The following is a 13,380-nucleotide window of genomic DNA, read 5'->3' as shown; positions in this document are numbered from 1 at the left end:
CAGGGGCAGTATCAGGTAAGGGATGGGTTCAATAATCGCTCCATGAAGCGATGCGTCTCCGTAATTGCCTGGTTGAGCTGCGGCGTCGTGCCTGCGAAGGGATGAACTGTATTGAAGGTATGACTGCCACCATCAATCTGCACCCATTCTATATCTGGCCGAACGGCAGTCAGACGTGCGGAGCCCTTACGCAAGCGGGAGCTGTCCTCAGTGCCTTGAATCAGTACAGCCGGCAAGGAAGAAGCTGCAAGCCGATCAATGATCGCATATTGCCCCTGGTTCCGTTCCAGATCCTCCAGAATGATGACATCGAGCGGCAGTTGCTGGCCTGTCCGGGTATTCTCAACATGAGAGCGGCCCAACTCGCGCATCTCCTGCTTTTGCTCCTCCGTAAATAAATCGAGATCCGTGACCCCATTCCAGGAAATGACGCCTGTCACTTGATCCGGATGATCCAGTGCATAGACGAAGCAGCTCCCTGCCCCGCGGCTATGGCCGAGCAGGAATAAGGGGAGCTCACGCAGATCAGGCTTGTCCTTCAGAGCATGGACAACGGACTCCAGATCAGCCTGTTCGCGGCTGTAGGTATTCACAGCGAATTTCTCCAGCTCTGTGAAGCTCTCCATGTCCTGGCCTATACCATTGTGCGAGAAATTAAAGGTAACCACATGATAGCCAGATCGCAAAGCTTCAGCTACATAGGGGAACATGCCCCAGTCCTTAAATCCCTTGAAGCCATGTGCGATAATGATGACTGCTTTGGCTCTGTTATGAGCCGTATACAATGAGGCTTGGATGGCTTGGTCAGGTCCAGCGGAGATGATCCATGTCTGTGGCATTTTCAGTACCTCCTTGAATATAAGGGATTCTATTCCATTTTAGCATGCAAGCTTTTGGAAGGCGAAGAGACTCGCCAGCAGGTACAGCAACCTGCTACAATAAGGAGTGGCCTATTTCATAACGAAAAGGCTTTACTACCACCATTGGTGCTAAATAGGAGCCAAGTCGTACATTTTGAAGCAGAAGAGAAGGTGATGAACATCATCTACGGGATCGGACACGATATCATTGAGATTGGCAGAATTATTGCCATACTGGAGCGCTCAACAGGACAGGCATTTATGCGAAGGGTGCTGACAGATGCGGAACGGACACTGGCGGAGCAGCGTGCAGCCAGACTTGCTGAATTCGTGGCAGGACGATTCGCGGCGAAGGAAGCCATCAGCAAGGCATTTGGCTGCGGAATTGGGAGCAAGCTCTCTTTTTCGGATATAAGTATATTGCCTGCCGAGGGCGGGCGACCTGTGGTGTGTATCTCAGATGAGGCTTGGCATAGGCTGGGGCTGCAGGCACAGCAACATACAGTTCATATCAGCATTACGCATCAGCCGGCCTTGGCTTCGGCTTTTGCCGTGGTAGAGCGGATGACGACGACATAATACGGTTCACAGGAGATATGGTATACAATGAATAGAATGGAGCATCAACGGTATTTTAGTAGAGAGCTACTAGGCTGGTACATGGTTAATAAACGTGATTTGCCGTGGAGAAGACATCGTGATCCTTTTTTCATATGGGTATCCGAGATTATGCTGCAGCAGACGAGAGTGGATACAGTGATTCCCTACTTTCACCGGTTCATCGACCGTTTTCCGACCATTCAGGCTTTGGCAGAGGCTCCGGAGGAGGATGTACTCAAACATTGGGAAGGGCTGGGGTATTATTCCCGTGCACGGAATCTGCAGCAGGCTGCCAAGCAGGTCATGGAGTTGCACGGGGGGAACGTCCCCGATGATCGTGTGGCTGTAGCTGCGCTAAAAGGGGTTGGACCTTACACGACCGGAGCCATCATGAGTATCGCCTTCAATCGCCCAGAGCCCGCTGTGGATGGAAATGTGATGCGCGTGCTGTCGCGTCAGTTCTTAATCGAGGACGATATTATGAAGGGCAGCACTCGTGCTGCGATGGAGGAGCTGGTACGCGAGCTCATTCCCGATCAGCGGGCCTCGGATTTCAACCAGGCCTTGATGGAGCTGGGGGCACTCGTCTGTACGCCAAAATCGCCGCATTGTCTCACCTGCCCTGTGATGGAGCACTGTGCCGGAAGACTGGCTGGACGGGAGGAGACCTTACCGGTGAAGACGAAGGCCAAGCCGCCACGCTTGGAGCAGCGCTCGGTAGCCCTGATCGAGGGTGTGGGTGAGCACGCAGGGCGTATTCTGGTACGTCAGCGTCCGGCTACTGGGCTGCTGGCTCGCATGTGGGAGCTGCCCCATGTACCTGCTTCGCCGAGCGGTGTAGACGGTCCTGTACCGGATGAGCCGGCGATGGACTGGCTTGCAGGCAGTCTGCGTGAGGAGGGCATTGGGCTGAAGCCACTAGGCTTCCTGCGTGAAGCAGAGCATACCTTCAGCCATATTCACTGGAACCTGCGGGTGTACCGTTGTATGGAGGAGCCTACACTGGTGAAGGGTGAGCGAATCGAAGCCTTGGCCCCAATGACCAAAGGCGTACATGCTGGCATACAGCCTGAAGTGATGCCGGGCTCGGAGCAAAGAGTTGCGGAGTCTAGGACAGAATATACACGGGTACCTGATCGTGGCTCAGCGGATGGAAGCTCGGCTGTGGTGGGTGATGTGGTCGGACATGACAGCAGTGAGGAGCTTGCTGCTGCACCGTTATTACGTTGGATTCAAGAGAAGGATATGGATACGCTGGCGTTTCCGAAGGTCTTTTTGGATATTATTCGTGGATATTTTCAGCAATAATTGTTAGCAGTAAATAGTAGTAGCGATGGTAGAAGCAATAATTGTGTGGACCATCATTATGAGTAGCCAAGAGGCGCATTCCGAAGCTATATGGGATCGCTCTTGGCTGTTTGCATTGTCTTGCTAGAATGAAACAAGAAGTACAAAATAGGACCGATTAAAAGTGACCAATAAAAAAGTACCCCGCCGACCTCGCAAGGTCGACAGGGTACTCGTCACGTCACATAGCTTATTTTGCTGCTGCGTAGCGTTTGTTCACTTCATCCCAGTTGATTACGTTGAAGAAAGCTTCAATGTAAGCAGGGCGTTTGTTCTGATAGTTCAGGTAGTAAGCGTGCTCCCACACGTCCAGTCCGAGAACCGGAGTCTGACCTTCCATCAGCGGGCTGTCTTGGTTAGGCGTGCTAGTGATTGCCAGCTTGCCGTCTTTGCCAACTACGAGCCATGCCCAGCCACTGCCGAAGCGAGTGGTAGCTGCTTTGGTGAAGTCTTCTTTGAATTTATCATAGCCGCCAAGCTCGCTGCCGATCGCATCAGCAATCGCGCCAGTTGGTTGTCCGCCGCCGTTAGGTCCGATCACTTCCCAGAACAGCGTATGGTTAGCATGTCCGCCACCGTTGTTGCGAACAGCAGTACGGATGCTTTCAGGAACGCTATCCAGATTGGAGATCAGGTCTTCCAGGCTTTTGCTTTGCAGCTCAGGTGCGCTTTCCAGTGCAGCATTCAGGTTCGTTACATATGTGTTGTGGTGACGGTCGTGGTGAATCTCCATAGTCAACGCGTCGATATGCGGTTCAAGTGCGTCATTGGAGTAAGGAAGTGCTGGTAATTCAAATGCCATGATAAAATCCCTCCTGAGTTAGATAGTTGTTAAGGTGTTCCTATGTAATAATACCCTCGACACTTATATTAAACCGCATTCCACATATTTTTTCAACATTTTTGTTTAAAAAATACCCCGAGGTTAGGAATAGGCATCTCATAGCATTTCCTGGAACAGAGAAGCTATACATTTCTTGAAATACGAACGTTTGGTTAAATATAAGTAAAAATGTAAGTGTTTTATAGTAAGCGTTTGCACAAAAAATGAGATGAAATATGACTTATTTTGTGGTTTAATAATTGAGTGAGCCCTCCTAGTCGGCTTTTTTTGTCACTTTATTGTCACAAATATTTTACAATACTAGGAGAGTATAAAGAGCACTGAAGTAGAAATCTAATGTAGATTCTTTATGGCAGGCCGCTTTTTCCACATGTCACGGTCGGGTGTCCCATTTTCGACACATTCTGCGAGTTGTCAGTCGATTCGCACAACATTTGTCACTGCAAAATTACATTAATCCAGTACATATATAGTATAGACAGCTCAACCGGCTTTGTCTTGTGTGCTGGTTCCGGATGAGTGTACATTTTATTATGCTACGAAAAAGGGAGATATTACATTATGCAGATTCGTTCCTTTCAGTTGAGTGATGTTAGCCAAGTTACTGAACTTATGCAAGATGCATTATCTGAAGAGTGTTACACTAATACTATTGGGGCATTTGCCCGTCAATTGTCTTGGGATTCGGATCTTATTGTGGTTGCAGAGGACGAGGGGAAGTTGGTAGGTGCCCTGATTGGCACGATTGACCAGAACCATGGCTGCTATTACCGCATTGCCATTCATCCGGACCACCGGAGACAAGGCATCGGCAAAGCTCTGGTAGAGGCTATGGAGCAACGCTTCCAGACTCGCAAGGTTAGCCGGATCTGGGTAGCTGGCGACGAGCACAACAAAGCGGCTATGCCACTGTATGAAGCTATGGGATATGGAGCGAATCAGATTCTCCAAGCATTCCAGAAGCTAAGTATTTTGGCGCCTAACTGAACAGCAGGCTGGCAAGCTGTTTGTGAAAATTACCATAAAGGCATATCTCCCTAACCGTTGCAATCGGCCAGGAGATATGCTTTTCTATTTGTACGGCTTCTGTGCGCACTAGGAAGGGGCGAGGATATGGATACGCCGGTAAGGGACAGGCTTCCGAGCGGGGAAGACACGGGCCAGAAGACCGCAGATGCTCCGTGGCTGACAGAGCTTAAGGAATGGCTGAGGATGGCGGTCATCGGTATGCTGATCGTGCTGCTGATGAACCTGTTCATAGTTAACCTATCTACGGTTCGAGGCTACTCGATGCACCCGACATTAACAGAGGGCCAGCATGTGCTTGTGAATAAATGGGTCTTTCATTTCTGGCAGCCCCAGCGGGGTGAGGTTGTGGTGCTCCGTGATCCCCAGCCGGATGGCGACGGGAGAAAGCTGCTAATCAAGCGTGTCGTAGGCGTGCCTGGAGATACGGTCGAGATCAGAAGTGGACAATTATATATTAATGGCAAGCTTCAACTGGAAGCCTATACGGTGTCCATGATCGAAGGGGACAATTACGGGCCTTTGAAGCTGGAAGAATCACGTTTTTTTGTCATGGGAGATAATCGTCACTACGGAAGCAGCAAGGATAGTCGCTATTTCGGCAGTGTGGACAGGCATCTTATCAGTGGACGAGCTGAGTTCGTGTTCTGGCCTTGGGATGAACGCAAGCTGTTGAGATAGTGGGGCGAGTCTAACAACACTGTGGCTTGAGGATATGGAATGCCAGAGAAGTATGGAATGTCAGTAAAAAATGGAATTTTAGAAATACAGAATCATAGGGGAATACAGAGTACGAGAGAAGGATGAGCACGAGAGAGTGAGTATCGACTCTGTGTAATCTGTGAAAATATGGATGCGTTCACATGCGTCGATAAGGAGGGAAAGAAGTTGGATACGAACCATGCTGCCACCGCAGTCAGAGTGAACTGGGAGATGCTGAAGCAGGAAGTGATAGCAGCAGCACCTGATTTGGGAATAGATGCGATTGGCTTTGCTGCGGCTGATCCTTTTCTCTCCCTGAAGAAGCTACTGGAGGAGCACCGGGCCAAAGGCTATGAGTCTGGCTTTGAGGAGCCAGATATCGAGAAACGTGTCTACCCGGCGCTGGATGATGCGGTTCCGGCTTCGTTGATCTCTATTGCTGTCGCGTATCCATCCAAAATGAAGGACCCGCCACGCTCTGAGCCAGGGAAATATCGCGGTATATTATCACGATCAGCCTGGGGGCGTGACTACCATGAGGTCCTGCGAGAGGCGATGTCCAAGCTGGAGGCGTATTTACGAGATCGCGTACCAGGTGCTGTCATCAAGAGCATGGTTGACACGGGAGAGCTGGTAGATCGTGCGGTAGCGGAGCGAGCTGGCATCGGGTTCAGCGGAAAGAACTGTGCGATCATCTCTCCTGAACTGGGGTCATGGATATACCTGGGGGAACTGGTGACGAACATTCCCTTCCAGCCGGATCAGCCCGTGACTGAAGGATGTGGAGAATGCACGAAGTGCATTGATGCCTGTCCAACGGGGGCATTGGTCGGACCAGGGGAGCTGAATGCACAGCGCTGCATTTCTTTCCTGACGCAGACAAAGGGTTTTCTGGAAGAGGAGTTCATGAAGAAGATTGGCAACCGACTCTACGGCTGTGACACCTGTCAGATCGTATGTCCCAAGAACAAGGGCAAGCATTGGGATAGACATCCAGAACTGACACCGGACCCCGAGATTGTGAAGCCGCTGCTGCTACCATTGCTGGATCTGAGCAATCGGGAGTTCAAGGAGCGCTTCGGACAGAGTGCCGCTGCCTGGCGAGGCAAGAAGCCTATCCAGCGCAATGCAGTCATTGCCCTCGGGAATTTCAAAGACAAGAGTGCTGTTCCGAAGCTAACCGAGGTGCTACTGCATGATCCACGGCCTGAGCTTAGAGGTACGGCTGCCTGGTCATTGAGTCAGATTGGAGGGGAGAGTGCCATGAGAGCAGTCCAATTAGCAACCGAGAAGGAACAACATGAGCAAGTATTAGACATGCTTGATAAGGCCATTTCCCGTCTAAAAGGGGAAAAAGGCGGAGCAGTAAGCAAAGACGAAGGTGGGGCCAAGTCTCAACATGTAGCGGAGCATGAGCACACCGCAGCCGGGTATTCACAGGCAACCACAGAGACTCCCAGCCAAGCTACGCGGGGTACCGTGAATGTGCATCGGCAGCAGCCTGACAGCAGTCCGGTATACTATGATGAGCTGCACACTCCCATAGGGATCTTGACGCTATGCGCTACGGAACAGGGGCTATGCCGAGTCGAATTCGGAGCGTATCAGGTGCAGGAGGCGGTGCTTCAGCAATGGGCTCGTACATGGATCGGTGATTATACCTTTATACAAGAACCAGAGCGCCTTGTTGAGGCGGCTGATCAGTTGAAGGCTTACTTCGCGGGTAGCAGGGAGGCGTTCGAGCTTCCTCTGGATATCAAGGGAACGCCGTTCCAGCTACAAGTATGGGGCGCACTTGCCGATATACCTTATGGGGATGTGGTGTCCTACACAACGATTGCCCAGCGGATCGACAGACCAAAAGCAGTGCGCGCAGTAGGCGGAGCGAACAACAAGAACCCGCTGCCCATCATTATTCCTTGTCATCGAGTAGGCGGAGCAGACGGGCGGCTCGTAGGCTACGCAGGCGGCTTGCAAGTCAAGACGCATCTGCTGGATCTGGAACAATCGCGCACGATCCGTTGATATATAGACATTAGCAGAGCGGATGCTCATTCACGGGGGAAGACACGATGAAATATGTAAGCATAGATAAGGTGGAGCCAGGGCAATATTTGGGGAAAACAGTGTATTCGGGCAATGGGGCAGTATTACTGTCCGCCGATGTTCAGTTAACGGTATACATGATTAATACATTGAATCGTATTGGTGTCACCATGCTGTATATTAAAGATCCAACCCTCGAAGACGTCGAAATTGAGGACGTGCTGAGTGAGCATACCAAGGCTGCAGTCATATCCGAAATGAATGAGACCTTCAGTGCCCTGCGTTCGGGCAAGGATTGGAGTCCGCGCAAGGTCGCGGCCAGTGTGGACCAGATTCTGGACGAGGCCATGAGCAATAAAGAGACGCTTATTCAGCTGACGGATATTCGTACAGCAGATAACGCTCAATATGTTCATAGTGTTAATGTCTGCCTCATGTCCACGATGATCGGCATTAATATGGGCTTGAACAGCAGTCAGCTGAAGGAGCTTGCCATTGGTGCGTTGCTGCATGATCTGGGGAAGATTGATCTGAATTCCGAAACGAAGCTGCTGGATATTACTCGCGGCCATCATACTTGGCAGGGCTTTGAGCTACTCAAGAACAAGCGTGAATTCAATCTGCGGATTGCTCATGTGGCGCTTCAGCATCACGAGCGAGTCGATGGTGAAGGTCTGCCTAGGGGACTCACAGCAGATGATATCCATATCTATGCCAAGATTGTAGCTGTAGCCAATACCTATGATAATCTTGTGAATCCCTTGAATGGACGTGGTATGCTGCCACACGAGGCTTGCGAGGAACTCATGGCCATGTCGAACAGGGAGCTGGATCATGAGGTGCTGATCGAGTTCACTCGCATCATCTCTGTATATCCAAATGGCAGTGGAGTACGTCTGTCCACGAAGGAAGCAGGTGTCGTTGTGCGCCAGCATCGCGGCTTGCCGAGTCGTCCGGTCATCCGGATTGTAAAGGATCATAGTGGCGATCTGGAGGTTAAGGAAGTTGACCTCGCTACACATACGACTGTATTCATTGATTCGGTCATGATATGATCCGTCAATTTGTTTGCCGGGAATGATGGAAAATGCTATGATATCGTAGTGCGTAGAGCCCAAAGCACACGCAACATATGAACATATAGAGGTGACAAGCTCATAATGTGGAGTTACATTATTCCAATTATTACGCTCATCGTAGGTCTGGTCGGGGGATTCTTCATCGGAGCCTATTATCTCCGCAAGCAACTGGAGAAAATGCAAAGTGACCCTGCGGCACTGCAAAAAATGGCCAAGCAGATGGGCTACAATCTGAACAGCAAACAGATGCAACAGGCACAGCAGATGATGAAGGGCCAACAGTTTGCCAAAAATCAATCCGGACCGCGTAGAAATCAAGGTCGCCGGAAATAACTAGCATGAGTACAGACAGCAACAACAGCTGATCTGGCGTAAGGAGGTTGAACAATGGCCGGAGTTAAGGACTACGTGAACGACAAGGTAACAGAGAACCGTGAAAAAATCGAATATCATGTGGAGCAAATCCTGAAGCTGATCGGCGAAGACCCTCAGCGGGAAGGGCTGCTGGAGACACCGGCACGTGTAACCCGGATGTATGAGGAGATTTTCGCGGGCTATGCAGTAGACCCCCGTGAAGCGCTGGGTATTACCTTTGACGAGAACCATGAGGAGCTTGTCATCGTGAAGGATATTGTGTATTACAGTCAATGTGAGCATCATATGGCCCCATTCTTCGGGAAGGTCCATATTGGATACGTGCCTAGCGGCAAGATTGTAGGGCTCAGCAAACTGGCAAGACTAGTAGAGGCGGTTACACGCCGTCTGCAGGTGCAAGAGCGCATTACATCCCAGATCGCAGACATTCTTACGGAGGTTGTACATCCGCATGGCGTGATGGTGGTCGTAGAAGGCGAGCATCTGTGTATGTGCGCACGCGGAGTCAAGAAGCCGGGAAGCAAGACCGTTACATCGGCTGTACGTGGCTCTTTCCGTCAGGATGCAGCGCAGCGGGCAGAGTTCTTGTCACTGATCAAGGAATAAGTTCAGAAGCAGAGGCTCACAGGACATCCGTGGTACAGATACAGGCTAATACAAGCTGAATCACGATTAAGCTGTTCGGAGCAATTCAGTATATTTATCTAACAGACAGGAGGCATCCCAGGCAGATTTTGAATCTGATGGAGTGCCTCCTGTCTGCTTAATGGCTACTTTGTGGATGAGGAGGTCAATGAGGCGTGACTAGACAAGACAGTGGTAACCAGAGAGTATCGTCGCTCCCCGCAGAAATTCTGTTGCAGGTGGCACCGCCAGAGCTGAGCGCAAGAGGTGTGCTATATCCGTTAGCCTGGGAAGAGCTGACGGGCAGAAAGGTGGGGCGGGGAGAGCTGGGTCCCGTACTGCATCTATGGCAGCATCCTGGAGCTGTGGTCATCGGCCATCGTGATCGACGGCTCCCCGCAGCTACAGTGGCATTAGAGAAGCTACGTCAATCTGGTCTGGATGCCTGTGTCCGGCCATCTGGCGGGGCAGCAGTACTTCTGGATAGCGGTGTCCTGAATGTGTCCTTGATCATGCCGAACCCGCAGCATGGCATCGGGATTCATGCTGATTTTCAGCTGATGGCACAGCTGCTTGGTGATGCGATCCGTCCCTGGCATCCGCTCGTGAGAGCAGGAGAGGTGTCAGGCTCCTTTTGCCCAGGGGACTATGATCTAAGCATTAACGGGCGTAAATTCTGCGGAATCGCGCAGCGGAGGCAGGCCAAGGCCTACATGATTACCGCCTTCGTTATTGTCACCGGGACAGGCGTGGATCGGGGGCGTACGGTTAGAAGCTTCTATGATGCTGCAGCTGACGGGTCGGCGCATGACTACCCACAGGTGATACCAGAGACGATGGGCAGTCTGGCCGAGCTGGCCGGGGTTCCATCGGTTGAAGCCTACATACAATCACTTCTGACTAGTGTACAAAAAACAAGCACCCTCCAGATGCTGAAGGATGCCGAAGCTGGGTTATCTGATCTTGATGGACAGGTGACGGCTCTAAGAGCCCGTTATGATACGGATATCAAATGAGCATCACTATATTCATAGGCGTCTGAATTTATAGGCAACTGCATCACGAACAAACTGCATTACGAACAACTGCATTCACAAACAACTGCATTCATAGACAAATTCGTTTGGGCAATCTCGGTAATTGCACCAACGTTGAAGCATTGGGAATGGTGTGCTCTGACCAAAAAAGCTCGCCGTCAATAAGGTGTCCAGCGTAGCTTGGAGGCCTTATTGTAGCGCTCCTGCACAGCAGGCCAGTAGACTACATTCCACCAGTCCTCAATGTACTTCTTGCGTTCATTTTGGTGCTTCAGATAGTAGGCATGTTCCCATACATCCAGCGGCAGCAGTGGGATGACATCCCATTGGGACAGGTTCTGGTGCTTCTCCGCCTGGAGAATCTCCAGACGACCAGCCCTTGGGCTCCAGACAAGAATGGCCCATCCCCCGCCTTCCACCTTCTCGGCGGCCTGGCTGAATTGGTGTTTGAAGGCCTCGTAGCTACCGAAGTCCTGCTTGATCTGCTCTGCCAAGGTTCCCTCCGGCTTGCCTCCTCCCTTGGGATTCATGATCGTCCAGAAGATCGTATGCAAGTAGTGCCCAGCCCCGTTAAAGGCTAGCTCTCGCTCCCAGTGCTTGACCAGATCGAAGTTCCCCGTCTTGCGGGCTTCCTCCAGCTTCTTCTCTGCGGTGTTCAAGCCATCTACATAGCTCTGGTGGTGCTTGTCGTGATGAATCCGCATTGTTTTCTCGTCGATATAGGGCTCAAGGGCATTGTAAGGGTAGGGAAGGGGAGGTAACGTGTGTCCTCCGATAGGGACTGAACGCTCGCCTTGCGGATTGTTGGCGCGATATTCAAAGATACGCAGGATAGCCCCCTCGTGCTGGAAGGGGTGTGTAGAGCTGAGGAAATACCGACTGTCCTCTGTGGCATGACGAAGTACGTCTGCTGCCGACGGATAGTACCGCAGCGAACGGCTTCTCGTCTCTAGCAGGGACAGATGATGAACGAACTCCTCCGATTGCCTTCGTGCGGCAGCCAGTAGCTGCTCCAGCTCTTCACCCAATTCCAGCGCATGTTGCTCCTCTGCCTCAAGCTGCTCCTCCCACAGTTGGTTGAATAACTCCCCCGCCTTATAGCGCGTCCGCTCAAACACATGATCCCAATCCTGCAAATGATGAACATATGCAGGCTCCAGATCAGGCACAGCCGAGATCACCGTCTGTACATGTCTGCTCTCCAGGTGCTTCCAATGCCAGATCTCCTCCAGCATGCGCAGTGGCAGCAGATTACCGTAAATATGCAGCATGAGAATATTACCTCCCGATTGGACGAATTGACGCTGTTCATAGTGTATTCCTTGTAGCTGTTGTCCTATGACATATGTATCCAATCGGATTATCAGTCGGGTAATTCAAACGAACATGGATGCGAGGGCTGAATGTACTGTGCTGCATGAGGTGTGTCTGTTGCTGATCCCCCTTGCTTACACTGAGCAAGTTCATTAGACAAAAAAAACGACAGCTACGAGTGTATCTCAATCCGTAACTGTCGCTCTGTTCACATGCCCCTCGTCTCTGCTGTACTCGTGGTGGAATCAACCGGTTCATCTCCGATCTGTGCCTGGCTCAAAAAGGTGGACACACGCCGCAAGTATTCACGCGGGTGCTGACGGAACAGCAGCTCATGCAGTCCATCTTGTATGATCCATACATCAGAGGCCGGATTCGTCTGATTCGCAGCGAGCGTCTCGGCAATAGGATACGGTGCCTTCTCATCCTCTGTACCATGCACGAACAGGATCGGGAAGGGATAATCCTCACTCTTGACTTGCATATAAGGAATCTGCTGTACGCCAGTGCCGTTGACAAGCGGGAATAGCAGCTCCAGGATCTCAAGTGACGGATGACGAGGCAGATCAATCTGATTCTTGATGTTATGGTACAGTGTGTCCGGCTCTAGCAGGAAGGTACTGTCGAGAATCATGGCATCCACGTCCTTGGTCTGCAGTCCAGCCTGAAGTGCTGTGCCTGCGCCCATCGAGAAGCCCCATACGACCACCTTCTGTGCTCCACGCTGCTTGGCCAGCTGAATGGCTCCAAGCAGCTGTTGGGCTTCCACCTTGCCGCCTGTTGCGACCTGCTTGCTGGTCTGTGAAGCGAAGCCATAGTCGAACATAATGACATTGAAGTTCTGACGGTGCGCGTAATGGGCAAGATCATACATAGGAATCCAGCTCTCTTCACGATTGGCGCCATAGCCATGACTGAAGACGATCGTCTTGTCGGAATTCTCTGCTGGAATGTACCAGCCCTGCATCATGCGACTGCCATCCTTGGCGGGAAAGCTAATCTCTTCATAGGCCATTCCTTTGGCTTGCATCGGATTCGAGAACAGAGGGGCTACCGTTGGATTGGATAGCACCCAGGCGATATAAGCATGCAGGGCGATGAAGCAGAAGAGCAGAAAGAAGATGACCGACAGCAATAAGGCAATGACTATATGCTTGAATCGGATTAACCGGGGAGACAACTCGACGGGCGGCTCTTGGGCGGTAGCATGCAGATGCTTGCTATGCTGGGGTGTAAAGATCATCTGGGAGCCTCCTTACTTCTATAAGCTATTGTAGTGCTGTCGTCACAGCACCTACATGGATCGTATTTATTCATCGTAAAATGCAGGAAGGTAGAAAGTCAATCTTACATGGCGAATTGTGAAGGATTGGCATCGAAAATGGCTGATTCTGTCATAAGGGTTACCGCCTACCTCTGTACTCTTTATTTATATAAACGCTTGAACCGGCCTTATACCAAAAGATATGTGCACTGGTGTATGAGGAGGCTATGCAATAAGGAGAGCTGGCTCTCTGCATACCAGC

At 51.1% G+C, this 13,380-nt stretch carries 13 protein-coding genes; 9 read left to right on the top strand and 4 right to left on the bottom strand.

All coding sequences use genetic code 11. From position 1 onward, the window contains the following. Nucleotides 1-11 precede the first annotated feature (11 nt). Nucleotides 12-839: an alpha/beta hydrolase family protein gene (locus D328_RS0122925; protein WP_018887394.1), complete on the bottom strand. Its 828-nt coding sequence runs from the start codon at nucleotides 837-839 to the stop codon at nucleotides 12-14. Between the two features lie 201 nt (nucleotides 840-1,040). Here D328_RS0122925 and acpS point away from each other — a divergent pair, with 201 nt between their 5' ends. Continuing rightward, nucleotides 1,041-1,439: a holo-ACP synthase gene (gene acpS, locus D328_RS0122920; RefSeq protein ID WP_026281340.1), complete on the top strand. Its 399-nt coding sequence runs from the start codon at nucleotides 1,041-1,043 to the stop codon at nucleotides 1,437-1,439. 27 nt (nucleotides 1,440-1,466) lie between these two features. Beyond that, on the top strand, nucleotides 1,467-2,768 hold the full coding sequence (gene mutY, locus D328_RS0122915; RefSeq protein ID WP_018887392.1) for an A/G-specific adenine glycosylase: 1,302 nt from the start codon (nucleotides 1,467-1,469) through the stop codon (nucleotides 2,766-2,768). A 229-nt stretch (nucleotides 2,769-2,997) separates the two neighbouring features. On the opposite strand, the gene D328_RS0122910 is transcribed toward mutY, so the two are convergent. Next, nucleotides 2,998-3,609 (bottom strand): superoxide dismutase, encoded by a 612-nt coding sequence (locus D328_RS0122910; RefSeq protein ID WP_018887391.1) that lies wholly within the window; start codon nucleotides 3,607-3,609, stop codon nucleotides 2,998-3,000. A gap of 603 nt (nucleotides 3,610-4,212) precedes the next feature. Here D328_RS0122910 and D328_RS0122905 point away from each other — a divergent pair. The 7 genes from D328_RS0122905 (at nucleotide 4,213) to D328_RS0122875 (ending at nucleotide 10,519) form a co-directional block, all read left to right on the top strand. Continuing rightward, nucleotides 4,213-4,638, top strand: coding sequence for a GNAT family N-acetyltransferase (locus D328_RS0122905; RefSeq protein ID WP_018887390.1), 426 nt, complete (start codon nucleotides 4,213-4,215; stop codon nucleotides 4,636-4,638). A 126-nt stretch (nucleotides 4,639-4,764) separates the two neighbouring features. Next, nucleotides 4,765-5,358, top strand: a complete 594-nt coding sequence (lepB, locus tag D328_RS0122900) for a signal peptidase I (protein ID WP_018887389.1) — start codon at nucleotides 4,765-4,767, stop codon at nucleotides 5,356-5,358. Between the two features lie 252 nt (nucleotides 5,359-5,610). Continuing rightward, nucleotides 5,611-7,404, top strand: coding sequence for a tRNA epoxyqueuosine(34) reductase QueG (queG, locus tag D328_RS0122895; protein WP_051091196.1), 1,794 nt, complete (start codon nucleotides 5,611-5,613; stop codon nucleotides 7,402-7,404). 47 nt (nucleotides 7,405-7,451) lie between these two features. Further along, nucleotides 7,452-8,480 (top strand): HD-GYP domain-containing protein, encoded by a 1,029-nt coding sequence (locus tag D328_RS0122890; RefSeq protein WP_018887387.1) that lies wholly within the window; start codon nucleotides 7,452-7,454, stop codon nucleotides 8,478-8,480. 105 nt (nucleotides 8,481-8,585) lie between these two features. After that, nucleotides 8,586-8,837 (top strand): YneF family protein, encoded by a 252-nt coding sequence (locus D328_RS0122885; protein WP_018887386.1) that lies wholly within the window; start codon nucleotides 8,586-8,588, stop codon nucleotides 8,835-8,837. 54 nt (nucleotides 8,838-8,891) lie between these two features. Continuing rightward, complete coding sequence (gene folE / locus D328_RS0122880; RefSeq protein ID WP_018887385.1) at nucleotides 8,892-9,485, top strand: GTP cyclohydrolase I FolE; 594 nt, start codon at nucleotides 8,892-8,894, stop codon at nucleotides 9,483-9,485. A 194-nt stretch (nucleotides 9,486-9,679) separates the two neighbouring features. Next, nucleotides 9,680-10,519, top strand: a complete 840-nt coding sequence (locus D328_RS0122875) for a lipoate--protein ligase family protein (protein WP_018887384.1) — start codon at nucleotides 9,680-9,682, stop codon at nucleotides 10,517-10,519. A gap of 179 nt (nucleotides 10,520-10,698) precedes the next feature. Here the strand turns inward: D328_RS0122875 and D328_RS0122870 are convergent, their stop codons facing one another. Continuing rightward, a complete protein-coding gene (locus D328_RS0122870) occupies nucleotides 10,699-11,811 on the bottom strand; it encodes a superoxide dismutase (RefSeq protein WP_018887383.1) in 1,113 nt (370 codons plus the stop codon). Nucleotides 11,812-12,062: 251 nt separating this feature from the next. Next, nucleotides 12,063-13,097, bottom strand: a complete 1,035-nt coding sequence (locus D328_RS0122865; RefSeq protein ID WP_018887382.1) for an alpha/beta hydrolase — start codon at nucleotides 13,095-13,097, stop codon at nucleotides 12,063-12,065. Nucleotides 13,098-13,380 lie beyond the last annotated feature (283 nt).

Origin of the sequence: Paenibacillus massiliensis 2301065 = DSM 16942, assembly GCF_000377505.1 — a bacterium.
Lineage (GTDB): Bacteria > Bacillota > Bacilli > Paenibacillales > Paenibacillaceae > Paenibacillus > Paenibacillus massiliensis.
The sequence above is the reverse complement of the archived record's forward strand: the minus strand, read 5'-3'. Positions and strand labels throughout refer to the sequence as shown.

Excerpts from the sequence above, each read along its gene's own strand:
- D328_RS0122925 (WP_018887394.1), bottom strand. The coding sequence starts at position 839 with ATGCCACAGACATGGATCATCTCCGCTGGACCTGACCAAGCCATCCAA.
- mutY (WP_018887392.1), top strand. The coding sequence starts at position 1,467 with ATGAATAGAATGGAGCATCAACGGTATTTTAGTAGAGAGCTACTAGGC.
- D328_RS0122910 (WP_018887391.1), bottom strand. The coding sequence starts at position 3,609 with ATGGCATTTGAATTACCAGCACTTCCTTACTCCAATGACGCACTTGAA.
- D328_RS0122905 (WP_018887390.1), top strand. The coding sequence starts at position 4,213 with ATGCAGATTCGTTCCTTTCAGTTGAGTGATGTTAGCCAAGTTACTGAA.
- lepB (WP_018887389.1), top strand. The coding sequence starts at position 4,765 with ATGGATACGCCGGTAAGGGACAGGCTTCCGAGCGGGGAAGACACGGGC.
- queG (WP_051091196.1), top strand. The coding sequence starts at position 5,611 with ATGCTGAAGCAGGAAGTGATAGCAGCAGCACCTGATTTGGGAATAGAT.
- D328_RS0122890 (WP_018887387.1), top strand. The coding sequence starts at position 7,452 with ATGAAATATGTAAGCATAGATAAGGTGGAGCCAGGGCAATATTTGGGG.
- D328_RS0122885 (WP_018887386.1), top strand. The coding sequence starts at position 8,586 with ATGTGGAGTTACATTATTCCAATTATTACGCTCATCGTAGGTCTGGTC.
- folE (WP_018887385.1), top strand. The coding sequence starts at position 8,892 with ATGGCCGGAGTTAAGGACTACGTGAACGACAAGGTAACAGAGAACCGT.
- D328_RS0122870 (WP_018887383.1), bottom strand. The coding sequence starts at position 11,811 with ATGCTGCATATTTACGGTAATCTGCTGCCACTGCGCATGCTGGAGGAG.
- D328_RS0122865 (WP_018887382.1), bottom strand. The coding sequence starts at position 13,097 with ATGATCTTTACACCCCAGCATAGCAAGCATCTGCATGCTACCGCCCAA.